This window comes from Streptomyces sp. NPDC087440 (genome assembly GCF_044744005.1).
Classification (GTDB): Bacteria; Actinomycetota; Actinomycetes; order Streptomycetales; family Streptomycetaceae; genus Streptomyces.
This window is the reverse complement of record NZ_JBIUXN010000001.1, coordinates 435,896-457,705: the sequence shown is the minus strand read 5'-3', so window position 1 is coordinate 457,705 and position 21,810 is coordinate 435,896. Positions and strand designations below refer to the sequence as shown.

Here is a 21,810-nt window from a genome sequence, read left to right as displayed (position 1 = left end):
GCCGATGCTCCGGAGGGGGAGCAGGACGGGCCCCCGGTCAGGAAGCGGGAGTGAGCGACTTCCAGAAGGCGTGGTGGTGGTCCGCGGCGAAGTCCGTGGGGCCGATGCGGTCGGAAGCGAGCCGCTGGACGCTGACGCGAGGGGTGTGGGACGTGAAGCTCTTCCAGGCGGGCAGGCCGGGCCCGTTCGGCTGTCCCGTGGCGGCGAAGCGGCTCCAGTAGGCGGTCACGGTGTCGGAGAGCGCGGCCTGCGCGGTGTTGAGCGGCTCGAAGAGGCCGTTCTCGAAGAAGTAGGCCAGGTCGACCATGTGGCCGGTGCCGAGTGAGTAACTCTTCGGCCTGGGAACGTCCTTGAAGTACGGGGACGAGGCCTCGGCGAAGTCGTACGCGTGCACGGAGGTGTGGCGGGCCAGTGCCCGCTGCGTGTCGAGTGCGGCGGTCGACCACTCCGAGTCGGTCAGGACGGCGGAGAGGGCTTGCGAGGGCGTCGGGTACGCCGAGGCCGGGTACTCGGCGAGGACGGCGGCGGCGTTGTTCTTGAACCGGCCGCTCCTGATCGCCTCGGCGTAGCCCTCGGTGGTGAGCGGCTCCCCCGTCGTCAGCTCCTTCATCCCGGCGAGCGCGCTCATCTCGTCGTGCGTGGAGCCGTGCAGCACCGGCACCCGGGCGAACCGCCCGGCGGCGATGGCGCTGGCGGGGGCCTCGGGGAGGACCGTGCCGTCGACCACGGGCCGGTACCTGTTGTGCGGGTCGGCTTCGGGGTCCGGCGCGGAGCCGGGCTCGGGGGCGGGGGCGGCGACGGACGCCTTCACGAGGTCGGCCGTGCCGGTGGCGCGCAGGCAGGCGTCGACCGTACGTGCGTCGTCACGTACGTCGTTACGTGTGTCGTCGCACTGTGCGGCCTTGGCGACGATGCGGCCTCGGGCCTCCGCCTGCGCGCGGGTGAAGGAGCCGTCCGGTCCGACACAGCCCGCGCTCTGCACGACGGCCTTGTGGAAGAGCCCTCGTGCTCCGGGCGACACGAGCTGGGCGCAGACGCTGTAGCCGCCGCCCGACTGTCCCATGAGCGTGACGTTGCGGGCGTCGCCCCCGAAGGCCCCGGCGTTCCGCCTGACCCACTTCAACGCGGCCTGCTGGTCGAGGAGTCCGAGGTTGGCCGGTGCCCGCAGGCCGGGTGCGGTGAGGAAGCCGAACGCCCCGAGCCGGTAGTTCACCGTCACGACCACCGCACCCTGCCGCGCCGCGGCCAGCTTGGCGGCGCGGTAGGAGGCTCCGTCGCCGTACGTGAAGCTGCCGCCGTGTATCCACACGATGACCGGCAGCCGCTGGGACCGCGGCGCGGCCGGCGTCGTGACGTTGAGGTGGAGGCAGTCCTCGCTGCCGCCGCCCGCGATCGCGATGGGCTGGTCGGTCGGCTGGGCGCAGGCGCTTCGCGGGGCGGTGGCGTCCAGCGGCTTCGACCACCGGCGCACCGACTGCGGCGCCTTCCAGCGCCGCTCGCCGGTCGGTGCGGCCGCGTAGGGAATGCCCTGGAAGGTCCGCACCGCCCCGGCGGCCGTGCCCTGCACGGGTCCTTCGGCGGTGGTCACGAGGGTGGGTGCGGCGGAGCTGCCGGACTCAACCGCCCCAGCGGCACCGGCTGTGGTCACCGTGGCGGCGAGCGTCGCGAGGACGGCGGCGGAGGCAAGGGCGGTGACGCGGGGCTTCCTGATGCTCAACGGAACTCCTGGGCTCGGTGTGGTCGGTGTGGTCTGTGCGGCCGATGTCGTCCGGTGCGGCCTTCGATGCCCAGAAGCTAGCGAAGATTTGGGCATCTGCGCAAGACGTTTGCCCAAGGCGTCCGCATGAGGCGTACGTCTGGCGCATCTGCCCAACTCGCTGTTAGGGTCCGCCGCATGGGAAACCGGGAAAAGCTGCTGGAGGCCGCCAAGGAGTGCCTCTTCGCGAAGGGCTACGAGCGCACGACGGTCCGCGACCTCGCCTCCACGGCGGGCGTCAGCATGGCGGCCATCGGCTACCACTTCGGCTCGAAGGAAGCACTGCTCAACGAGGCGCTGTTCGCGTCACTCGACACGGGTGACCAGGCGTTCGGCCCTTCGACGGCCGAGGAGGCCGACCTCGGTGCACTGTGGGCCCGCCTGATCGAGGCGTTCTCGGCCAACAAGACCTTCTGGACGGCCAACCTGGAGACCGTCCTGCGCGCGCAGCGCGATCCTGACCTCCGGGAGCAGTTGGCCGCCGGGATGCGGCAGGGCCGCACGGGCATGGCGCACGAGGTCACCGGCACTGCCGAGGCGGACCTCCCCGAGGCCACCGTCCGCACCCTCGGTTCGGTCCAACTCGCCCTGGTCAGCGGCCTGATGATGCAACACCTCACCGACCCCGAGTCCGCCCCCACGGCCGCCGAGGTCCTGGAGGGCCTGCGCGCCCTGACCGCATACCTCCCCGCTCCCGGCACGGAGTAGGGCCCGGCGGAAACGCCGGAACTGCGGGGTGTGCGTCCTCACGTCGGAACTCGGGGAGTCGGCGAAGGCCCCAACGAGGGGCGTCTGATGCCCAGTTGGGCAGGACTCGTCGTGGGCCTCCGGAGACGGGGACGGGAGCAGGGTTAGACTGCTCGGCTTCGTCTGGCTGGAGGTTGTCCGAGTGCTTTCCGTACGGGTACGTGTCGGTGCCCCGTTGGCTTTGGCGGGGTTCGCCCTCACCGGTTGTTCGGCGGTCTGGAGCTGCACCGACCGGGTGGCGGAGCGCGGGAGGGCCGGGGTCTCGGTCGAGGTCGTGGACACGTCCGGGAAGCCGTTCGGGGTTACCGCCGAGGTTGTCGGTTGGCGACGTGAGCCTCATCCGCAGGTGCCCTACGAGGGGAACCAGGCGCACTTCCACTACCGTTTCGACGGCGTCGCCGAGGGGTCGGCCGGGCCGTCGGTACAGGCCTGCGCGGTCGACGCGAAGCGTGTCGCGTTGCTGTGCACGACGCTCTACGCGTCCACCGCGTGGTCCCAGCCGGGCGGTGGACGCACGGGTGACGGCTGGCTCGCCGTCGAGCACCCCGAGCGGGTGGCCGGAGTGCTGCTGATACCCAACGACCAGCACGAAGCAGACGGGCGTCGGTGTGAGCAGGACCCGAAGGACGGCGGCGGGGTGCACCCTCCGGAGTCGGCCCGGGTCGGGGACCAGCTCTAGGGCGGCGGGCCCGCGGCGGTTAAGCAGGTGACGTGTGGGATCTGAGCGTGCAAGCTGCCCGGATGGATACAGCGGGGCAGGGGCAGGGGCAGGTTCAGGCGATGGATCGCGTGGACATGGGGGCGGTCGAGGAGTTGTTCGTCGGGCGGTACGGGGCCTCCGCCGAGGGATGGGTCGGTGGGATGGCCGGGACGGTCGACCGGCTGGCCTCGCGGTGGGGGTTCGAGCCCGGGGAGGTGTTCGCGAGCGGGGCCTCCTCGGTCGTACTGCGGTGCCAGTGGGACGATGGGACACCGGCGGTGCTCAAACTCAGCCCGGACCGGGAACTGTTGGGTCGGCAGGCCGAGATGCTGCGCCTGTTTGCCCCCTCGGGGCGTGTTCCGGCCGTCCTGGCCGCCGACGTGGCGGCCGGGGCGATGGCGGTGGAGGAGGTCCGGCCCGGCACCGAGGCCGAGGACATGCCGCAGGATGCCCTGCCGCTTCAGTGGGGGGAGTTGCTCACCGCCCTGCACGCGGTGGCTCCGCCCGAGGGCTGGCCGTTGGATCTGCGCGGCCGGTTCGAGGAGTCCTTCGCCCGGATCGGGCGGCGGCTGTCCGAGCCGGTCGTCGCGGCGCAGCTCGACGCCGCCGCGTGGCAGCGGGCGATGCGGCGCTGCGATGCGCTGTTGGAGACCCAGGACCGGGTCGTACTGCTCCATGGTGACCTGCACCTCGGCAACGCGCTCGACGGCGGTCCCTCGCGCGGCCTGGTCGCGATCGACCCCAAGGCCTGCGTCGGCGATCCGTGTTTCGACGCCGTCGACCATGTGGTGGCGGGGGCCGGAAACGAGGGCGTCGAGGACCGGTGCCGGCGGGTGGCCGCCGCGTGCGGGCTGGACGAGGGGCGGTTGTTCGCCTGGAGCCGCGTGGTCGCGCCCATGGCGGCCATCGCCCACCTCACCTACGGCGGCCCGGCCCCGGTGCTCGACGAACTCCTCGCCCTGACCCGCTGAAGAGGCACCGGTGCCGGGTGCGGGGCATGATGCGTCGCTGCCCGTCCCGGAGTTGTTCTGCGCCTGCGCGTACCGCCGAGGAATGCATGGGTCATGCTCTGGTTCAGGTGTGCAAGTTGGGGGTAGACGTGCCGATCTGAAAGTGAGTTGAAGGTGGGCGGGTTGCTCCGTACGCCCATTTTCTGTTGAGATGTACGCATGCGTGGCAGATGAGCCCGACAGAGCCCTTGACAACAGAAGCGAGAGTGACGGCATGTCCTACCCGAACCACCCCCAGCAGAGCGGCGATTACGGCCAGCCCTACGCCGGTGCACCGGCCCAGCAGAAGAACGGCCTGGCCGTCGCGGCGCTGGTGTGCGGCATCCTGGCCGTTTTCGCCTCCATCACCATCATCGGCGGCTTCCTGCTCGGCCTCCTCGGGCTGATCTTCGGCATCATCGCCGCGCTGAAGGCGCGCGGCGGGCGTGCCCCGCACCGCGTGATGGCGATCATCGGCGCGGTGCTGGGCGGCGTGGGCCTGATCCTCTCGGGCGTGTTCATCGCCATCGGCGCCTCGTTCCTGAACTCGGACGAGTTCAAGAGCTTCAGCGACTGCGTCCAGCACGCGAAGACGCAGAGCGAGCAGGACGAGTGCTCGAAGCAGTTCAACAAGGACATGGGTAACTGACCGCCCGCACATTCTCTGCGGGGTCTCGCCCCCCCCGGAGCGTCAGCCGTCCAGTGCGTTGATCTCCGCCAGGGACAGGCCCAGCTCCTCGTGCAGGAACCGCACCACCGTCCAGTGCGGGAAGCCCTCCGCGTCGAATCCCCCGAACGCCTCCGCGTAGAGGGGAATCCAGCGGAGGGCCTCTTCCGCGACCGTCGCGCGTGAGGGGTCGGCGGTCTCCACGGTCCCCGCCTCCGGCTCCGTTTCCGTCGTCCGGTAGGCGTCGTACGAGATGCTGCGGTGGTGGATGAAGTGACCGCCCGGCAGCCGCTGTTCGCACAGGTCCCGGTACTCGCGGGTCTGGAGGATCAGGAAGTGCCAGACCTCGTCGATGTCCTGCTCCACGGGCAGGAAGAGCCCGGCCAGCCGGTCCGGGTGCCGGGAGACCAGGTGGAGGTAGCGGGCGCACTCGCGGACCTGGGCGGCGACGACCGCCGGGTCCGGTGCGCCGGGCTTCCGCGTGAAGTGCGCCAAGGTCTCGTCGTACAGCTCCTCGCCGAGAATCCGACCCGGGGTGAGGGCGGCCGTGGTGGTGTCGGGCACAGTGGGGCTCCTGTCGTGTTCGGGTGCGGTGGTCGTCATGCCGCCAGCCACGCGTACTTGCCGGACTTCCCGATCGGTACGTGTGCCTGGTGCTCGGCCCGCACCTGGCGGCCCGTCAGGTCGCCGACCGCAGAGCCGAGTTGGGACTTGCGCGAAGGGTCGAGCGGCTCTCCGTCGAAGGTCGTGTAGCGCAGGATGCCCTCCTCCGGATCCAGCCGGTGCAGAAAGACCCGGGACGACACCCCCGCGATCACCGTGTCCAGATCGGCCTGTGCCACCAGACCCCCCGGCGTCGGCAGCAGCTCCTTCTCGCGGCCGCAGAAGGACTCGATCAGCGTGGGGTCGGCACTGCCGTCCCGGGTGCGTACGCAGTCGCCCGAGCGGTAGCGCACCAGCGGCATGTGCGGATTGCGGACGCTGGTGACGATCAGGCTGTGGATGCCGCTGCCCGGCTCCACCGGGATCAACTCCACGCTCATGTCGTGCAGATACGGCCGGTACCGGCCCTGCGCGTCGCTGTAGAACAGGTAGCCCAGCTCCGTGCTGCCGAACAGGTCGACCACCGGGCAGTCGAAGTGCGCGCGCAGGTACGCCCGTACGTTCAGCGGCGTGTACTCGTAGGCGTGCACGATCCCGGACGGCGCCGGGAACCTCCCCCACAGCCCCCACTCGTCCACCTTCCGCACCAGGTGCGCGAGGTGGTAGCCCGAGCAGTCCAGCAGATATGCGCCCGTGGGGTGCGCGGCGCTCACCCCGCGAATCTCCGCGAGCATCCGCTCGACCTCGTCGCGGTCCCAACCAGCCGGGTCCAGCTGCCTGTTGAGGTACAGGGTCCGCTCGTCAAGCCAGCGCTCACCGGCCGTCGCCCCCGGATTCCGCGCGTTCACCCGCGCCACGTGCTCGGTCGCCAGGACCGTCGTCAGCGAGACCCGCCGGGCGCCGCCGTGCCAGCTCGGCCCGAGTTCCGGGTGCTCGCTCCACAGGCGGTAGTACGAACGGAGCAGGAAGTACGGGGGCCGGATCAACTGCATGCGGGCGTGGTTGGTGCCGGTCGACAGCACGAATTCGGCCTCGCCGGACTCCAGTGCCCGTTCCAGCTGTGGGGTCATCCAGTTGGCGGGGAAGTCCCGGGCGATCTCGGGCTTCTCCAGCACGGGGAAGTGACCCCGCTCCATGGACGCCCGGTACAGCGGAATGTCCCGCACCCGGTCGAGGACTTCGGCGGTCGGCAGGTGGTTCACGTGGCCCTCCAGGGAAGCCGGTCGGCGTAGGGGATGCGGGGAGGGGGAGGGGTGCGGGGGCGGTGTGGCCCCCGCACCCCCTGCCCGGCGACGCTCGCTCAGCGCCGTCGGGCAGGTGCCCCGAGTGTCACGAAATGCAGCCGGACTTCCCCGCACCGGCCCCGGCCACGCTGATGCAGCCGCTCTTCGGCGTCGCGCTGATACAGCCGTCCTTGGCCCGCTCGCCGCCGGTCGCGGAGTTCGCCGCGACCCACTTCTGCCAGACGTTCTCCTCGGTCATGCGCTTGACGAGCTGCTCCATAAGGATTACCTCCGAGTTCGCCCCTACATACAGGCATAGGTGTCGTTTGTTGGGGTACAGCGGGATTCGTTCCTGATCATCCCGTCGTTCGAAGGTAAAGAGATGGTCAAGTGGCTGTCAATGGGGGCCGGTCCGAATGGCGTGAAACCAGGGGCTCCCGGAATGTGCCGAGCCGTCCCGGCCGACCGCCCGCCGACCTCCGCGCGAGCCCGCCCCGCCCGCCCCGTCCGGCCCCTGACCTCATCTGGCCGGTGCGTGGTCGTGACGTCCGATGATCCCTGCGGTAGGCCGGAACCATGCGATTCGGAATGCCGTACGAGCACACGCCCCGGCCCCAGCAGCAGCCCCGGCCCCAGCCCCAGCAGCAACCGCCCCAGCCCCAGCAGCAGCCGCCGCAGCCCCGGCCCCCCGGCCGCCTCGACGGCAAGGTCGCCTTTGTGACCGGCGCCGCCGGGGGCCTCGGCCGCAGCCATGTCCGGCGGATGGCGGAGGAGGGCGCCGACCTGGTCATCGTCGACATCTGCCGGCCGGTCGACACCGTGCCCTACCCGCAGTCCACCCCGGAGGACCTGCGCGAGGCCGTCGAGGAGATACAGGCCCAGGGCCGCCGCGTCGTGGCCCGCGAGGCCGACATCCGCGACCGGGAGGCGCTCCGGCAGGCGTACGAAGCCGGGCTCACCGAGTTCGGGCACATCGACGTCGTCGTCGCCAACGCGGGCATCGCGCCGCTGCTGGCCGAGGACCGCGTCCAGGCCTGGCACGACGCCATCGACGTCAACCTCACCGGCACCTTCCACACCATCGAGGTGGCCGTCGGGCCGATGGTCGCCGCCGGGCGGGGCGGCTCGATCGTCATCGTCAACTCCACCGCCGGACTGGTCGGCATCGGCGGCGCCAGCAACGGCGGGCTCGCCTACGCCGCCTCCAAGCACGGCTCGGTCGGCCTGATGCGTACGTACGCCAACAACCTCGCCCCGTACCGGATCAGGGTGAACTCCGTGCACCCCACCGGGGTCGCCACCCGCATGGTCGCCGATCCCGCCATCGCCGCGATCGTCGCCCGCGACCCGAACCTCTCCGCGCAGGGCCCCAACGCCCTCCCGGTGCGCACCATCGAGGCGGTCGACGTCTCGAACGCCGTCCTGTGGCTGGCCTCCGACGAGGCCCGCTACGTCACCGGCGTCACGCTGCCGGTCGACGCAGGGTTCATCAACCGCCGCTGAGCGAGGGGGGAGCGTCATGCCCGACCGGAGCACCACGCCCGATCCGACCACGGACACCCGGACCGATCCGTACGCCGACACCATCCTCACCGGCGGCAACGTCCGTACGCCCACGGGCCCCGCCGAAGCCCTGGCCGTACGCGGCGGGGTCATCGACGCAGTCGGCTCCAGCGCCGACATCCTGCGCCGACGCGGCCCCCGCACCCGCGTCTTCGAGCTGGCCGGCGCCACCGTCCTGCCGGGCCTGCACGACCTGCACGTCCACCCCATCTACGCGGGCGTCCGCGAACGCCGCTGCAAGGTCCCCCAGGGCTCCGACCTCGCCACCACCCTGTGCATCGTCGCCGAGCACGTGGCGCGGGCGGCCCCCGGCGGCTGGGTGCTCGGCGGCCAGTGGGACGCGTACGCACTCGGCACGACCCCGCACCGCGACCAGCTCGACGCCATCGCCCCCGACCACCCCGTCCTCCTGGAGGACACCAGCGGCCACAGCTCCTGGGCCAACAGCGCGGCGCTGCGGGCCGCCGGGATCGGCCCCGGCACGCCCGACCCCGTGGGCGGCATCTTCGAGCGCGACCCCGAGGGCCGCCCGACCGGCGTGCAGCGCGAGACCGCCGCCGAACTCCTCGCGGGCTTCGCCCCCAGGGCCTCCGACGAGGCGGTGGAGGAGGCCCTCGCCTGGGCGCTGGGGGAGATGCTCTCGTACGGCATCACCTCCTTCACCGAGGCCGCCGTCGGCTTCACGGCGGGACCGCGTGCCGAACTGCGCGCCTACACCCGCCTCGCCGAGCGCGGCGGGGTCAAGCAGCGGGTGCGGCTGTGCCTGGTGTGGTCGCCGCACGACCCCTCCTGCGAGGAGGTGATCGCGCGGCGCAACCACTACGCGAGCCACCGCCTCACGCCGGACTGCGTGAAGGTCTTCCTCGACGGGGTGCCGACCGACAGCCACACCGCCGCCATGCTCGCGCCGTACCGCGACACGGTGGCGGGGCGAGACCCCGAGTTCAGCAGGTACGGGATGCTCGCGGTCGCGCCGCCCGTCCTCAACCACCTGGTGACGCGCCTGGACCGGTCGGGCATCACGGTGAAGTTCCACGCGGCGGGCGACGCGGCGGTCCGGGCGGCGCTGGATGCGATCGAGGCCGCCCGCAAGGCCAACGGGCCCAGTCCGCACATGCACAATGTCGGCCACTGCACCTTCGTCGCCGCGTCCGACATCGCCCGCGCCGCACGCATCGGCGCCACCTTCGAGGTCTCCCCCTACCTGTGGCGGCCCTCCCCGATCTGCTCCGACATCGCGGCCGCCGTCGGCCCCGAATACGTCGAACGGGCCTGGCCGGTAAGGGACTTGCTCGACTCCGGTGCACTGGTGGTGGCCGGGTCCGACTGGTGCGTGGTGCCCTCGGTGAACCCGTGGGCCGCCATCGAGTCCCTCGTCACGCGCCAGGAGCCCGGCGGGAGCGCGGACACCTTCGGCGCGTCCCAGGCCGTCCCGCTCGACCGGGCCTTCGACCTCTTCACGGTCAACGCGGCCCGCCAGGAAGGCATGGCGGACCGCGTCGGACGCATCGAGGCGGGCATGCTGGCCGACGTGATCGCCGTCGACCGGGACCCGTTCGCGATCCCGATCACCGAAGTCCACGCCACGCAGGTGCAGTTGACCTTCGTCGAGGGCGAACTCGTCTACCGCGCCTGAGGAGCCACTCGTGCCTGAGGAGTCACCCGTGCCTGAGGAGCCGACCGCGCCTGTGGAGCCATCTGCTCGGGGACGGCCAGCCGCTGCGGCACCGGGGAATCGCCCGGAGCGGGGGTGCCGCCCAGGGCCGTCGTCGCGTGCCCGATGATGGCCGCGTCGATCTCACTCGGCAGCGGCTCGTTGTTCTCGTCGAACCGCTGATACTTCATCAGGTTGTAGCCGAGCGTCACCTGACGGCGCCCGTCCTCCGTGGACAGCGCCAGGGTCCCGGCCCCGAACACGGCGCCGTCGTGCCCCCAGTACCAGGCGCCGTCGGGCAGTTTCAACGTGTACAGGCCCAGCCCGTACCGCAACACCAGTTCCTCGCCCGGCCCCGGCTCGTGCCCCGGGACGGTCTTCTTCATCTCCCGCAACTGCGCCGCGCCGATCAACTCCCCGCGCAGGAGCTGCCGGTAGAAGTCGTTGAGGTCGCTCGTCGTGGAGACCAGCGCCCCGGCCGTGCCGGCCCAGGACATGTCGTACGTGCTGTAGTCGCGCGGCGGGTCGATGTACCCGAAGAACGACTCGTACATCTTCGCGTGCGGCCCCTGGATGCGGGCGGTGCGCGGGAAGTACGTGTGCCGCAGCCCGGCCTTACGGATGACGTTCCGGGTGATGTACGCCTCCGGGTCCTGACCCGTGACCTTCTTCAGCAGCAGCCCGGCGAGGATGTAGTTGGTGTTCGCGTACGCATGCGTCCCGCGCGGCTGCTCCGGCGTGGCCGCCAGCCCGAGACGGACCAGCTCCTCGGGGGCGAGCCGCCGGAACTGACCCTCGTCCAGGGCCTGTTGGGGGTTCGTGGTCAGCTTCGGGAAGGCGGGCAGGACGTAGTCGGCGATGCCGCTCGTGTGGTTGAGCAGCATCCGTACGGTCACCTTGCGGCCCCGCTCTCCGGGCACCAGCTCGGGCAGGTAGTCGCCGATCGGGGCGTCCAGGGCGATGCGCCCCCGGGCCACCTGCTGGAGGACGGCCACCGAGGTGAACGTCTTGGTGATGCTGCCGACCCGGTGCTCCAGGTCCGGCCGCATCGGCCGCCCCGAGCCGAAGTCGGCGACGCCGGTCGCGCCCCGCCACTGCGCGGAACCGTCCCGGACGGAGGAGTACGCCCCGTACATGCCGGCCCGGTGGATGGCGTCGAGGGTGCTGCGCAGGGCCTTGCGGTCGAGGTGCGGGGCGGCCTCGGCGGTCGCGGCTGTGGGTAAGGGGGCAGCGGCCGCCGAGGCGGGAAGCGTCCCGACGCTCAGCGACAGCAGGGCCGCCGAGGCGATGGCCGCCAGGCGCGCTCTGCGGCGGGAGGAGTGGGGACGTACGGCAGAAGCCGAGGTGGTGTCGTGCATGGGCGGATTCCGTTCCGTCGGTGGGCGGGATGGTCCTCCCATCCTCGCTGCGCCACGGAAGCGAACCGTCCGCCCTCAGAACGACCTTGTGCACAGAAAGAGATGATGTTTGTCAGGTTTCCTCGCGCGAGGAGTGTGCGAGGGGGGGGCGGGCTCGGGCGGTCAGACGCTGCGTGCGTGGTTCCCTTGGCCCTCGATGTGCCAGCTCACGATGCGTTCGGGGTGGATGCGGATCACGTCGTGGCTGAAGAAGTCCGGTGCCACGGGCGGGACGTCCACCACGATCAGCTCCGCGCGGCCCCGGATCTCGACGCCGCGCCCCCACCCGGGAGCGACGGCGTCGGGCTCGTCATCGGGCGTCATGTCATCGACGGTGAAGGCGACGTGGGGGTGGTCCTTCGCGTTGCGGAACTTGCGGCTCTTGGCGTTGTCGGGGCCGCCGATGTCGATGCTGCCGTCGTCGTTGAGCCGGAAGCCGACCGGGCGCAGATGCGGCATCCCGTCCGGGCCGAGGGTGGCCAGGCGGCCGAGCCCCTGGCCGAGCAGGTAGGTGCGTTCCTTGGGAGTGAAGAAGGAGTCCATGGGGGAAACGTAGAACCTCAACTGCGGTTGAGATCAAGCGGTTTCGGCACCACATCCGTCGGCCCGGGCCGCTCGCTCCTACCAGAACCGCTGGCAGGAGCAGGTGATGTCCACCGTGCCCTTTGTGGTCCAGGTGTCGCCCTCGAAGCCGAAGTGCCGTTCGGTGACCGTGTCGTGGCCGACGACCGCGTGACAACTCACCCCGGAGTGGTCCGACTTGGCGTGACGGCAGCCACGGCAGGTGTTCGTGGTGTTCGGACGCCAGTCCTCCGGATAGAAGCCCCGGCAGGTGCACGCGGCACGGCTGACCCGGCCGTCTTCACCACCCCCGCCGTCGCAGTTGCCCTCCAGATGAACCGTCCACAGGTGCCCGCACCGGCACCGCGCCACGCGTTCGTCGCTCATGTCCGCTCCCCGTTCCCGTCGCTGGATGGCGTTCTCGTACGTTCCGTGGTGCACGGTTCAGTGTGCGGCCCCCGGCGTCCGAAGCGTCCGGCGGACGGCGTCGCGGAGCCAGCGGTGGCCCCCGTCGGCGGCGTGGCGGGGGTGCCACGCCATGCCGATGGTCAGCGGCGGCAGCGGCAGGGGGATGTCCAGGAGGCGAAGTCCCAGCACGGTGGCGGTGTCCGTCAGGGGCGAGGGGGCGTCACCCGAGGGTGCGGCGGCGACCAGGCAGACGACGTCGCTGCGCGCGGCCAGGGCCATCGCGGCGAGGTGGCCGGGGAGGACGGCGGCGACCCGCCGGTGCAGCCCCCGCTCGGCCAGCGCGGTGTCCAGGGGGCCGGTGAACCGGCCCCGGCGGCTCACCACCACGTGTTCGGCGGCGGCCAGCCGCTCCGGGGTGAGGGGCCCCTCGGCGAGCGGATGACCGGGCCGGACGGCCGCAGCCATCCGCAGGGTTGCCAGTGCCTCGATCCGGGTCTCGGGGTCCACGTGGTCGATGGACCCGACCTCCAGGTCGATCCGGCCGTCGCGCAGGGCGGGACCCGCCTCCAGGTCCTCCGCCCGGAACCGCAGCGACACCCCCGGAGCCTCCTGCCCGGCCAGCCGCAGCATCCCCGGGGCCAGCGCCGCGCAGACCAGGTCGGCGGCCTGGACGGTGAAGGTGGTGCGCAGGGCGCCGGGGTCGACGCCCGCGCCCGGGGCCAGCAGCGCCCCCAGGCGACGTACGACCTCGGCGGTCTCCTCGCGCAGCTGCTGGGCGCGGGGTGTGGGAACCATCCGCTGGCCGGCCCGCACCAGCAGGGGGTCCTGGAGGACGCGCCGGAGCCGGGCGAGCGTGCGGCTCATCGCGGCGGGCGAGGTGTGCAGGCGGGCGGCGGCGCGGGTGACGCTCTGCTCGGTCAGCAGGGCGTGGAGCGCGATGGCGAGATTGGCGTCGAGACGGGAGTCGCTGGCGGGTGCTGCGCTGCTGCTCAAGGGCGTCATTCCATTTCCGGCAAGTATGGCGTGCTCAACTTCCCATTGTGGCAATGCTCTTGGGTTTCCCAGGATGGGGGTGTCCCGATCCGGCCCGACCTGATTCGGTCCGGCTCGATCCCGACTCCCGACCCGACCCGACCCACGAGGTTTCCATGATCGTCATCACCGCTCCCACCGGGAACATCGGCCGCGCCCTGCTGCCGCTGCTCCTGGACTCCGCCCACGGCGAGCCGCTGCGCGTCGTCGTCCGCGACCCCGCCCGCCTCCCCGAAGAGGTGCGCGGGCGCACCGAGGTCGTCACCGGCTCGCACGGCGACCCCGAGGTTGTCGACCGCGCCTTCGAGGGCGCCGACGCCGTGTTCTGGCTCGTCCCGCCGGACGCGACCCGTACCCCCGACGACGGCTTCTCCGGCTTCTCCCGCCCCGCCGCGAAGGCGCTCGCCGCGCACGGAGTCGGCCACGTCGTCGGCGTCTCCGCGCTCGGACGAGGTACCCCGGTCGCGGGCCGCGCGGGACTCGTCACCGCCTCCCTCGCCCTGGACGACCTCCTGGCCGGTACGGGGGCGGCCTACCGCGCCCTGGCCAACGCCTCCTTCTACGAGAACCTCCTCGAGGACGCCGACACGATCCGCTCGACCGGCGCCTTCACCGACGTCACCGCCGCCGACCGCAAGGCCCCCTTCGTCGCCGTGGCGGACATCGCGGCCGTCGCCGCCGACCTGCTGCTGAACCGTTCCTGGTCCGGCGTCGACAGCGTCCCCGTCCTCGGCCCCGAGGACCTCTCCCCGAACGACCTGGCCCGCATCATGACCGCCCGGCTCGGCCGCACGGTCCGTTACGTACGCCAGTCGTACGAGGACCTGCTCACCGACCTCCTCGGGTACGGCCTGAACGAGGAGTTCGCCCGCGGCGTCGTCGCCATGAAGTGCGCCAAGGACGAGGGCCTCGACGCGGGAGCCGCCCGCACACCGGCCACGAGCACCCCGACGACCTTCGCGCAGTGGTGCACCGACACCCTCGCCCCCGCACTCCTCCCCACCCCGAAAGGCACCCACGATGCCCACTGACCCGACCCCCGCCGCTGCCTCTGCCCCTGCCCCTGCCCCTGCCCCTGCCCCTGCCCCTGCCCCTGACTCTGTCCCTGCTCCCGTGACGGCCTTCATGCTGATCAAGACCACCCCCGAGTGGCTCGCCCTGACTCCCCGGGCCCGCATGGACGCCTTCACGACCCACGTCCTGCCGGCCGTCAAGGCCAGGACCAGGGGCGTCCGTTCCCGCTTCTACGACACGGAGTTCTACTCGGCGCGGGTGACCGACGTGTGGGTCTGGGAGGCCGACGACCACACCGCCTACCAACTCCTCGTCGACGCCCTGCGCGAAACCCCCTTCTGGGACCGCTACTTCACGGTCGTCGACCTCCTGGTCGGCACGGAGAACGGCTACGCCCGTACGTACGGCCTCACCCCGGCCGCCACCATCGCCACCTGACCCCTGTGACCGGTGAGCCCGGGGTCAGTGCAGGTCCACCTGGAAGGCGTGGCGGTGGTCGGCGGGGCAGGTGAAGATGCGCAGGTCTCCCCAGCGGCCGACGACGACTCCCGGCACGTCGCCGCTGGCCACGGTGAACAACAGCGTCATGGCCGTGCCGCAGTCCTCGCAGGGAATCACCGTCGGCTGCGTCAGGTGCCAGGTCGGCCAGCCGCCGAGTTTCCAGCCCGCGAGGCGGGTGACGAGGTCGCCTCCGTCGCCGGTCTCGCGGACCAGCTCCGCCAACCGGGGGTGGAGTTCCGCAGGCAGCTCGTCGCGGAACGGGAAGTCGGTCACCTGCTCGACGGTGACGGTGCAGGCCTGGGGCAGGTAGCTGTCCTCGTCGTACCGCGACGGCAGCGGCGGGCTCGCCGACCGGCCGGTCACATCGGCAGCCCGACGCCATCGCACGTCGACCACGGGGCTGGTGTCGGCCTGCTGGATCGGAGGGTCCCAGTGTTCATTGGGACACCAGAGTATCTGCAAGAGGTCCGTCCCGGCAGGCCACCAGGCCCCCGGCGCATCGTGCCGGAAGACCTGCGCGACCGGCACCATGGCCGTGGCGGGCATGCCGTCGGCACTGTTCTCGTCGGGCAGGGAACACAGGGGCCACGGTTCGTCGTCCGGCCACAGCAACGGCCCGCCGATCGAACTGTCCCGGCGTCCCGGCTCGGCCCGCTCGGGATGGAGCAGGGCGGCGGTGCGCGCGTGAGGGGCGAGTTCGGGAAGCGCCCCGAGTATCGAGTCGAGCGACGGTCTGGGGGTGCCTGTCATCGTGCCTTCCGATCGGCCGGGCGTGGTTCGGCCGCAGCCTATCGGCGGGCTGCGACAGCGGTTCCGGCACGCGTAATTGCCTGTCGCCGCAGGTCGCGTTCCGTCTAGCCTCACCGTCGTGCACCAGACCCGAAGACGTGACCGACGGCCGCCCCGACGCGCGGGGGCGCTGTCCCCGAACCGGGCTCGGGAGTGGACGGCGGCGGGGGCCGACGTCGTCATCGTCGGGCTCTTCTCCGGCAAGCAGAAGGACTTCGCCGCCCTGATGGACGCTGCGGAACGGCAGTTGGCGCAGTGCGGAGTACGGGTCGTGGGGCGCGTCGTCCAGCGGCGCGGGGTCTCGCACGGCGGGGTCGCGAAGATGGCCCTGCCCTTCTCCTCGCGGACGCTGCTCAGCTACGGGAAGGTATGCGAGGCGGCCGCGCTCTGTGAGCGCAAGGAGGCCGATGCCGCGATCTTCGTGACCACCCTGACGGAGCGGCAACAGCCCGTGCTGGAGCGGATGCTGGGGTGCCCCGCCGTACGTCTCGGCGACGTGCTCGCGGCCCGCCGACCAGGTGCCGTCCGGGGCTGGGAGGGGGAGCGGCAATGAGCGACCAGGAGATCGGGCAGGACCGGCAGATCCGGAAGGCTCGGGAGGACCGGGAGGACCGGGAGGACCGGGAGGACCGGGAGGACCGGGAGGACCGGGAGACCCGGTAGGCCTGGGAGGTTCACATACGACTCCTCCTCGCCGGGGGCGCGGCCACCTCCGCCGAGTACCTCACCACGGCACTCGCGGAGACCCGTACATCGCCCTCACCCCGCGATCAGGTCAGGCGTCCCGCTCCTGCCAGGTGTTCATCGCCGCCCGTATCTGGAGCCACGACGGGTCCGTCTCCGAGACGGCGGTGACGGTTTCCAGGTCCGAGGGGCCCCACTCGCGGGCTCCGTCGGTCAGGTCCAGATGCGATTCCAGGTTGCCCTCGGCCGCCGGAACCTCGGAGGTCCCGGCCACATAGGCGGCCACCGCTGCCTGCGCGGTGTCGCAGTGCTTGCGTGCGGTGTCGGGCTGCGGCAGGGCGAAGTCGTCCGCCACGGACAGGAGCGCAAGGCCGCCTTCGCCGTGGGCCAGGGCGAGTTGGCCCGTGGCGGTGGTGGCGAGAGCGGTGACGGGGAAGTGGGGGAGCGGCGCGTGCTCGGTGGCGTGCGCGGCCTCGATGTCGAGTTCGACGAGCGTGCCGGTGGGGGTTCCGATCCAGAGGATGCCGGGGCGGACACCGAAGGCGATGTTCTGGTGCGACCAGGACTCCAACTGGTCCATCCATTCCGGCGGGTGGGGGTGGGCGGGTCTGGGTTCGCCGAGCTGCGTCGCCAGAACGCGGCGCAGGGACGGGAACGCGAAGACGCTCAAGGTGTTGGCGTATGCGTTTCCACGGATCGCGAAGTGCCGTCCGTCCGGGCTGAAGACCGGCGCTTCGTAACCGTCGACGTCGAGGATCAGCGCACGACGCAGCACGCGCATCGCGAGAGCGGATGCGGGTGCAAGTGCGGATGCGGATGCGGGAACGGAGGAATGGGCGGCGGCAGGCGTGGCGTCGGGGTCCGGGTCCGTGCGAGCGAAAAGCACGTGGGTCGCGCCCTGGTCGCTGGCGAGCGTGGCCACCAGGCTCCCGCCGGGGTGCTCCGCCACTCCCGTGTCCCAGCGCGGACCGCGGCTCACCTTCCCGGTGACGAGGTCGAGTACGTCAGAGCTCTCCCACGCCTCCTCCGTATCCCCCTCCCCCTCCGACGACGGCGAGGCCCACAACGAACGCCCGTCCGGCGCGAAGGCCACCCGGGCAGCCGAGCCCAGGCCCTCCAGTGCCGTCACTCCGCCCGGAGTCCACTGCACCGCCCCGTCCTCGCCGGCCACCACCAGCAGCGGTTGCCGGGGATGCCAGGCCACCCCGGGTATCCGGTCGTACCGGTCCCAGTTCGAGGGGTCGCCGTAGACGGCGGACTCGCCGCCCACCACGCCGACTTCGGTCAGCCCGCCGTCCTCGAAGGACCAGACGCGGACCGCCGGACGCTCCGAGTCCAGCCCGGCTATCAGGGGGAGCCGGGGATGGCAGAACAACCGCTCCACCGGGTGCCCGGTGCCGACCATGACGCGTGCGACGACCTCGATGACTGACATGTGATCACCGTAGACCCCACCACTGACAGTCGGCCGTCACAGATCAGCCCCCGAGGCTCAGGGAGCCTCTCCTGCCGCCCGGCGCAACAACAGCTCCCGCTCCGCCTCGTTGCGCGTCAGCGTCGCCGCCCGCGCGAACTCCGCCCGTGCCTCCACCGTCCGCCCCAGCCGCGCCAGCAGGTCCCCGCGCACGCTCGGCAGCAGGTGGTACGCCGCCAACTCCGGCTCCTTCGCCAGTACGTCGACGATCGCGAGCCCCGCCTCCGGCCCCTGCGCCATCCCCACCGCCACCGCCCGGTTCAGCTCCACCACCGGGGAGGGCGGCAGCAGCGCGTACAGGGCGGCGATCCGCGCCCAGTCCGTCTCCGCCCAACTCCCCGCCCGCGCATGGCAGGCCGCGATGGACGCCTGGACGACGTACGGGCCCGGGGCGCCACCCCCTTCCAGCGCCCGCGCGAGCGCCGTCAGACCGCGCCGGATCAGCAGCCGGTCCCACCGGGTCCGGTCCTGGTCGGCGAGCAGCACCGGGCGGCCGTCCGGCCCGGTCCGCGTCCTCGTGCGCGACGCCTGGATCTCCAACAGGGCCACCAGGCCCAGCACTTCACCCTCCTGCGGCATCAGCCCCGCCAGCACCCGCGCCAGCCGCACCGCCTCCTCGCAGAGCGCGGGCCGCACCCAGTCGTCGCCCGAGGTGGCGGCGTACCCCTCGTTGAAGATCAGGTAGATGACCTCCAGGACGGAGGCCAGGCGCTGCGCGCGCTCCTGTCCGTACGGGACGTCGAAGGGCACGCCCGCGCGCGCCAGCTTCCGTTTGGCCCGGACGATCCGCTGGGCCACGGTCGGCTCGGGCACCAGATGGGCGCGGGCGATCTCGTCCGTGGTCAGCCCGCCCAGCAGCCGCAGTGTCAGCGCGATGCGCGCCTCGGCGGAGAGCACCGGGTGGCAGGCGGTGAAGATGAGCCGCAGGAGGTCGTCGTCGATGTCGCCGGGGCCCGACGGCTCGGCGGGCGGCGCCACGTCCGTCAGGCCGCGCCCGACCTCCGCCAGCTTGCGGGCGTACGTCTCCCGCCTCCGTACGAGATCGATCGCCCGGTGCTTGGCGGTGGCCATGAGCCAGGCGCCCGGATTGTCCGGGACACCCGACTCGGGCCACTGCTCAAGGGCGGCGACCAGCGCGTCCTGCGCGATCTCCTCGGCGATGCCCACGTCGCGCACGATGCGGGTGACACCGGCGATGATCCGCGCGGACTCAATCCTGAACACGGTCTCGACCACGTTTCCTGCCGTCACGGCCACCCATCAGAGCAGCCGTGCGGCAGCGGGGCAAACCGTGCCGGTCACTCGTCGCCGGGGCCGAAGACCTGGCGCACCTCGCAGGTGATGTTCCACTCGGCCTCGTGGACCTGCACAAAGCGCCGGGCCCACTCGACGGCCTCGTCCAGGTCCTTGGTCTGGAGCAGCGCGTACCCGCCGACGACCTCCTTGGCCTCGGTGAACGGCCCGTCCAGCACGGTCGCCTTCCCGCCGCTCCACTGCACCCGGCGGCCGGTGTCGACCGGGCCGAGCCCGCCGGTGTCGAGGAGGACACCGGCCTTGGTCATCTCCTCCATGAGCACGCCCATGCGCTCCATCAGCTCGGCGCTGGGCTCGGTGGGGGAGGTGTTCTCGTCGACACGGATGATCGAAAGAAAACGCGGCATGATCGGCTCCTGGGGTGTGGGGGACGGGGCGGTTCCTCGTCCTCTCATACGTGCGTCGAACGGCGGAGACCGTAATCGACACGTCCCGCGAAGATTTTTTTCGGACCGGGTGGCGCGGGCCGCCACCCAGGCACCGGGACCCCTCAGCACCGGGACCCCTCAGCGCCGGGACCCCTCAGCGCCGGGCACGCCTCAACGCTGGGTGCGCCGCCGCCACAGGACCGTGCCGCCGAGCAGGGCGGCCGCCGACAGGCCCGCCGCGCCCGCGATGAGGCCCGTGTCGGTGCCGGAGGAGGCGGGGCCGGCCGAGGCGCCCGCATTGACGGCGCCCTTCGGGACCGTGCGTCCGTCGACACGGACGGGGGTCGTGGTGTGGTGCTGCGCCGGGGTCGTACGGTGCGGGGTCGTCCGGCGCTGAGGGGTGTCGGCGATGCCGAACTTCACCGAGTCGATCTTCTGGTCGCCGACGTACCCGTCCACCCGGTCGTACCCCGGCTTGGCACTCGCCGCGACGGTGGCCGTGCCGTGCCAGGTGGTGGAGCCCGCGTCGCGGGTGAGGTTCACCGTGCCGCCGAACGCCCCGGACTCGACGCGGGCGGCCCCCTTCAGGTCACCGCTGTCGATGGTGACCCGCACCGTGTCGCCCGGCCGGGCGCCGTCCGTCGACAGGCTCAGGGAGGCCCGGTGCGGAGTGGGGGTGGGGGCCGGGGTGGTGTTCACCAGAATGCTTGCCGAGGCCTGCGCTCCGGTGTCCCCGAAGTCCGCCACCGACTTCACCGGCAGCGTGCCTGTTCCGGCGTTCGGGGAAATGACGGCCGTACCCGACCAGGAAATGCCGGACGCGTCGGTCGGGGCGAGGTGAGTGGTGCCGAAAGCGGGGGACGACACCGTCACGCCGCCCGAGGCATTCGCCGAAGTGGTCGCGGTGAGGGTGACGCTTTCTCCGGCGTGGAATCCGGCCGGGTCGCCGGGGGCCGAGAGCCGGAGCGCCACCTGCGCCTTGTCGGCCGTGGTGGTGTCGGTCTGGACTGCGGGCCCGTCGTCGCCCTGCTGCGTGGTCACCGTGACCACCGGGGTCGGGGCCGGCGCCGGGGTGTCGGCGAACGCGGCCGCGGGGACGGCGAGGGCCGCCGCGGTGACGACGGTGACGGCCGAAGCGGTGAATGCCTTGCGCATGAGCGGAACCTCCTTGCACGGTCAGGGACTTTTCCCTGGCGCGGTCTTTCCGAAATCCATGGTGCACCTGTCGCAGCAGGCTGCGAATTCCGTTCCGAAGGGCCGAATCCAAAGGTCCCGAGCAGAATTCCTTGTGCCTTCTCGCCGTTTTGGGGAATTCCGCACAGCTCATGACCAGTGCTTTGCATCACATTGGGGAAGAAGGTCCTTCGGTACGAGAGCGGGTCCCGCCCCTTCCCTTCTCGCGCGCCATGGGCTCCCATGCCGCCATGAGCGGAGAGAGGGAGCCGGAGGGCCCGGGTGCGTGGCCGCCACGGCAGGGGCTGCCCGCACCGCCGGGCGCGGGTGCGAGCGCGCTGCCCCCGGCGACGTACGAAGGGCGGACCGTGCTCGTCACCGGGGGAGGGACCGGCCTCGGCAAGGCGATCGCGGCGGAGTTCGCCCGGCTGGGTGCGGACCTGCTGATCGTCAGCCGGGGCGAGGGTCATCTCGGCGCCGCACAGGGGGAGTTGGGGAAGCTGGGCACCAGGGTGCGGACGGCCGTCTGCGACGTCCGGGACCCCTCCCGCATCGCCGAGGTCTTTGCCGAGCACGGCACCCCGGACGTCCTGGTGAACAGTGCGGCCGCCAACTTCCCCGTCCCGGCCGAGGACATGTCGCCGAACGCCTGGCGGGCGGTCGTGGACATCACGCTCACCGGCACGTGGTTCATGACCCGCGAGTTCGGCCGCCGCCATCTGGCCGCCGGGACGCCGGGGTCGGTGATCTGCGTCGGCGCGTCGTACGCGTGGACCGGCGGCCCCGGCTTCGCGCACAGCTCGGCGGCCAAGGCAGGCGTGAAGAACCTGGTGGAGACGCTGGCGGTCGAGTGGGGCCCGTACGGCATCCAGATCAACGGCCTGGTCCCCGGCCTGATGCCGCACGAGGACATGACACCGGACATCCGCGCCAACCTGAGCGCGACACCCTCCTCCCTCGACGCCCGCCAGCCCGCCCTCCGTGTCGGCGCACCCCGCGAACTGGGCTGGGCGGCGACCTTCCTGGCCTCCCCGTACGCGCGCTACATCACCGGCCACACCCTGGTGGTCGACGGCGCGAACTGGCAGCGGCGCGGGGTGGTGAGCCCGCCGGTGGTCCCGGTCCGGGAGCAGTTGGGGCGGGGTCCGTACCGGCCGGAAGGGGCCCCGTGACGGTGACGCCTGTCGTACGAG

General features: G+C 71.9%; 22 protein-coding genes and 1 pseudogene. 10 read left to right on the top strand and 13 right to left on the bottom strand.

Annotation, left to right across the window (positions count from 1 at the left end):
• Positions 1-37 precede the first annotated feature (37 nt).
• Entirely contained in the window at positions 38-1,717 is a 1,680-nt protein-coding gene (locus ACIO3O_RS01880) for a carboxylesterase/lipase family protein (RefSeq protein ID WP_401740692.1), read from the bottom strand.
• A 177-nt stretch (positions 1,718-1,894) separates the two neighbouring features.
• On the opposite strand from ACIO3O_RS01880, the gene ACIO3O_RS01875 reads away from it, so the two are divergent.
• The 4 genes from ACIO3O_RS01875 to ACIO3O_RS01860 all read left to right on the top strand — a co-directional run bounded on the left by ACIO3O_RS01875 (position 1,895) and on the right by ACIO3O_RS01860 (position 4,841).
• Positions 1,895-2,464 (top strand): TetR/AcrR family transcriptional regulator, encoded by a 570-nt coding sequence (locus ACIO3O_RS01875; protein WP_401740690.1) that lies wholly within the window; start codon positions 1,895-1,897, stop codon positions 2,462-2,464.
• A 385-nt stretch (positions 2,465-2,849) separates the two neighbouring features.
• Positions 2,850-3,182: a hypothetical protein gene (locus ACIO3O_RS01870; protein WP_401740687.1), complete on the top strand. Its 333-nt coding sequence runs from the start codon at positions 2,850-2,852 to the stop codon at positions 3,180-3,182.
• A 116-nt stretch (positions 3,183-3,298) separates the two neighbouring features.
• Positions 3,299-4,174, top strand: a complete 876-nt coding sequence (locus tag ACIO3O_RS01865) for an aminoglycoside phosphotransferase family protein (RefSeq protein WP_401741829.1) — start codon at positions 3,299-3,301, stop codon at positions 4,172-4,174.
• A gap of 253 nt (positions 4,175-4,427) precedes the next feature.
• Positions 4,428-4,841, top strand: coding sequence for a DUF4190 domain-containing protein (locus tag ACIO3O_RS01860; protein ID WP_401740685.1), 414 nt, complete (start codon positions 4,428-4,430; stop codon positions 4,839-4,841).
• A gap of 42 nt (positions 4,842-4,883) precedes the next feature.
• On the opposite strand, the gene ACIO3O_RS01855 is transcribed toward ACIO3O_RS01860, so the two are convergent.
• The 3 genes from ACIO3O_RS01855 to ACIO3O_RS01845 form a co-directional block, all read right to left on the bottom strand.
• Positions 4,884-5,462: a hypothetical protein gene (locus ACIO3O_RS01855; RefSeq protein ID WP_401740684.1), complete on the bottom strand. Its 579-nt coding sequence runs from the start codon at positions 5,460-5,462 to the stop codon at positions 4,884-4,886.
• The gene (locus tag ACIO3O_RS01850) at positions 5,459-6,664 is read right to left on the bottom strand and encodes a hypothetical protein (protein ID WP_401740681.1); all 1,206 of its coding nucleotides are present in this window, start codon (positions 6,662-6,664) and stop codon (positions 5,459-5,461) included. The genes ACIO3O_RS01855 and ACIO3O_RS01850 overlap by 4 nt, the downstream gene beginning before the upstream one ends.
• Positions 6,665-6,791: 127 nt before the next feature.
• The gene (locus ACIO3O_RS01845; protein ID WP_401740679.1) at positions 6,792-6,965 is read right to left on the bottom strand and encodes a hypothetical protein; all 174 of its coding nucleotides are present in this window, start codon (positions 6,963-6,965) and stop codon (positions 6,792-6,794) included.
• A 296-nt stretch (positions 6,966-7,261) separates the two neighbouring features.
• Here ACIO3O_RS01845 and ACIO3O_RS01840 point away from each other — a divergent pair, with 296 nt between their 5' ends.
• Positions 7,262-8,188, top strand: a complete 927-nt coding sequence (locus ACIO3O_RS01840; RefSeq protein WP_401740677.1) for a mycofactocin-coupled SDR family oxidoreductase — start codon at positions 7,262-7,264, stop codon at positions 8,186-8,188.
• A gap of 16 nt (positions 8,189-8,204) precedes the next feature.
• Entirely contained in the window at positions 8,205-9,884 is a 1,680-nt protein-coding gene (locus ACIO3O_RS01835; RefSeq protein WP_401740674.1) for an amidohydrolase, read from the top strand.
• On the opposite strand, the gene ACIO3O_RS01830 is transcribed toward ACIO3O_RS01835, so the two are convergent.
• The 4 genes from ACIO3O_RS01830 to ACIO3O_RS01815 form a co-directional block, all read right to left on the bottom strand.
• Positions 9,872-11,260 (bottom strand): serine hydrolase domain-containing protein, encoded by a 1,389-nt coding sequence (locus ACIO3O_RS01830; RefSeq protein ID WP_401740673.1) that lies wholly within the window; start codon positions 11,258-11,260, stop codon positions 9,872-9,874. The genes ACIO3O_RS01835 and ACIO3O_RS01830 overlap by 13 nt on opposite strands.
• A gap of 162 nt (positions 11,261-11,422) precedes the next feature.
• Positions 11,423-11,842 (bottom strand): PPOX class F420-dependent oxidoreductase, encoded by a 420-nt coding sequence (locus ACIO3O_RS01825; RefSeq protein ID WP_401740670.1) that lies wholly within the window; start codon positions 11,840-11,842, stop codon positions 11,423-11,425.
• 78 nt (positions 11,843-11,920) lie between these two features.
• Positions 11,921-12,247, bottom strand: coding sequence for a hypothetical protein (locus ACIO3O_RS01820; protein WP_401740668.1), 327 nt, complete (start codon positions 12,245-12,247; stop codon positions 11,921-11,923).
• A gap of 57 nt (positions 12,248-12,304) precedes the next feature.
• Positions 12,305-13,270 carry a LysR family transcriptional regulator gene (locus ACIO3O_RS01815; protein WP_401740666.1) on the bottom strand — a complete coding sequence of 322 codons (966 nt, stop codon included), beginning with the start codon at positions 13,268-13,270 and terminating at the stop codon, positions 12,305-12,307.
• Between the two features lie 146 nt (positions 13,271-13,416).
• Here ACIO3O_RS01815 and ACIO3O_RS01810 point away from each other — a divergent pair, with 146 nt between their 5' ends.
• Positions 13,417-14,331, top strand: a complete 915-nt coding sequence (locus tag ACIO3O_RS01810) for an NAD(P)H-binding protein (protein WP_401740663.1) — start codon at positions 13,417-13,419, stop codon at positions 14,329-14,331.
• Between the two features lie 76 nt (positions 14,332-14,407).
• A pseudogene (locus tag ACIO3O_RS01805) lies at positions 14,408-14,752 on the top strand (darcynin family protein); the annotation flags it as partial.
• 24 nt (positions 14,753-14,776) lie between these two features.
• On the opposite strand, the gene ACIO3O_RS01800 reads toward ACIO3O_RS01805, so the two are convergent.
• Positions 14,777-15,565, bottom strand: coding sequence for a hypothetical protein (locus ACIO3O_RS01800; RefSeq protein ID WP_401740661.1), 789 nt, complete (start codon positions 15,563-15,565; stop codon positions 14,777-14,779).
• A gap of 118 nt (positions 15,566-15,683) precedes the next feature.
• On the opposite strand from ACIO3O_RS01800, the gene ACIO3O_RS01795 reads away from it, so the two are divergent.
• A complete protein-coding gene (locus tag ACIO3O_RS01795; protein WP_401740659.1) occupies positions 15,684-16,157 on the top strand; it encodes a hypothetical protein in 474 nt (157 codons plus the stop codon).
• Between the two features lie 222 nt (positions 16,158-16,379).
• Here the strand turns inward: ACIO3O_RS01795 and ACIO3O_RS01790 are convergent, their stop codons facing one another.
• The 4 genes from ACIO3O_RS01790 to ACIO3O_RS01775 form a co-directional block, all read right to left on the bottom strand.
• A complete protein-coding gene (locus tag ACIO3O_RS01790) occupies positions 16,380-17,723 on the bottom strand; it encodes a hypothetical protein (RefSeq protein WP_401740656.1) in 1,344 nt (447 codons plus the stop codon).
• A 57-nt stretch (positions 17,724-17,780) separates the two neighbouring features.
• Entirely contained in the window at positions 17,781-19,013 is a 1,233-nt protein-coding gene (locus ACIO3O_RS01785; protein WP_401740653.1) for an RNA polymerase sigma factor, read from the bottom strand.
• Between the two features lie 47 nt (positions 19,014-19,060).
• Positions 19,061-19,423: a YciI family protein gene (locus tag ACIO3O_RS01780; RefSeq protein WP_401740650.1), complete on the bottom strand. Its 363-nt coding sequence runs from the start codon at positions 19,421-19,423 to the stop codon at positions 19,061-19,063.
• A 192-nt stretch (positions 19,424-19,615) separates the two neighbouring features.
• Positions 19,616-20,599 carry a hypothetical protein gene (locus ACIO3O_RS01775; protein WP_401740649.1) on the bottom strand — a complete coding sequence of 328 codons (984 nt, stop codon included), beginning with the start codon at positions 20,597-20,599 and terminating at the stop codon, positions 19,616-19,618.
• Positions 20,600-20,868: 269 nt separating this feature from the next.
• Here ACIO3O_RS01775 and ACIO3O_RS01770 point away from each other — a divergent pair, with 269 nt between their 5' ends.
• Positions 20,869-21,789 (top strand): SDR family oxidoreductase, encoded by a 921-nt coding sequence (locus tag ACIO3O_RS01770; RefSeq protein ID WP_401740646.1) that lies wholly within the window; start codon positions 20,869-20,871, stop codon positions 21,787-21,789.
• Positions 21,790-21,810 lie beyond the last annotated feature (21 nt).

Bases quoted from the DNA above. Each gene is read 5' to 3' on its own strand.
- ACIO3O_RS01875 (WP_401740690.1), top strand. From the start codon at position 1,895: ATGGGAAACCGGGAAAAGCTGCTGGAGGCCGCCAAGGAGTGCCTCTTC.
- ACIO3O_RS01865 (WP_401741829.1), top strand. From the start codon at position 3,299: ATGGGGGCGGTCGAGGAGTTGTTCGTCGGGCGGTACGGGGCCTCCGCC.
- ACIO3O_RS01860 (WP_401740685.1), top strand. From the start codon at position 4,428: ATGTCCTACCCGAACCACCCCCAGCAGAGCGGCGATTACGGCCAGCCC.
- ACIO3O_RS01855 (WP_401740684.1), bottom strand. From the start codon at position 5,462: ATGACGACCACCGCACCCGAACACGACAGGAGCCCCACTGTGCCCGAC.
- ACIO3O_RS01845 (WP_401740679.1), bottom strand. From the start codon at position 6,965: ATGGAGCAGCTCGTCAAGCGCATGACCGAGGAGAACGTCTGGCAGAAG.
- ACIO3O_RS01840 (WP_401740677.1), top strand. From the start codon at position 7,262: ATGCGATTCGGAATGCCGTACGAGCACACGCCCCGGCCCCAGCAGCAG.
- ACIO3O_RS01835 (WP_401740674.1), top strand. From the start codon at position 8,205: ATGCCCGACCGGAGCACCACGCCCGATCCGACCACGGACACCCGGACC.
- ACIO3O_RS01830 (WP_401740673.1), bottom strand. From the start codon at position 11,260: ATGCACGACACCACCTCGGCTTCTGCCGTACGTCCCCACTCCTCCCGC.
- ACIO3O_RS01825 (WP_401740670.1), bottom strand. From the start codon at position 11,842: ATGGACTCCTTCTTCACTCCCAAGGAACGCACCTACCTGCTCGGCCAG.
- ACIO3O_RS01820 (WP_401740668.1), bottom strand. From the start codon at position 12,247: ATGAGCGACGAACGCGTGGCGCGGTGCCGGTGCGGGCACCTGTGGACG.
- ACIO3O_RS01815 (WP_401740666.1), bottom strand. From the start codon at position 13,270: ATGACGCCCTTGAGCAGCAGCGCAGCACCCGCCAGCGACTCCCGTCTC.
- ACIO3O_RS01810 (WP_401740663.1), top strand. From the start codon at position 13,417: ATGATCGTCATCACCGCTCCCACCGGGAACATCGGCCGCGCCCTGCTG.
- ACIO3O_RS01800 (WP_401740661.1), bottom strand. From the start codon at position 15,565: ATGACAGGCACCCCCAGACCGTCGCTCGACTCGATACTCGGGGCGCTT.
- ACIO3O_RS01790 (WP_401740656.1), bottom strand. From the start codon at position 17,723: ATGTCAGTCATCGAGGTCGTCGCACGCGTCATGGTCGGCACCGGGCAC.
- ACIO3O_RS01780 (WP_401740650.1), bottom strand. From the start codon at position 19,423: ATGCCGCGTTTTCTTTCGATCATCCGTGTCGACGAGAACACCTCCCCC.
- ACIO3O_RS01775 (WP_401740649.1), bottom strand. From the start codon at position 20,599: ATGCGCAAGGCATTCACCGCTTCGGCCGTCACCGTCGTCACCGCGGCG.
- ACIO3O_RS01770 (WP_401740646.1), top strand. From the start codon at position 20,869: ATGAGCGGAGAGAGGGAGCCGGAGGGCCCGGGTGCGTGGCCGCCACGG.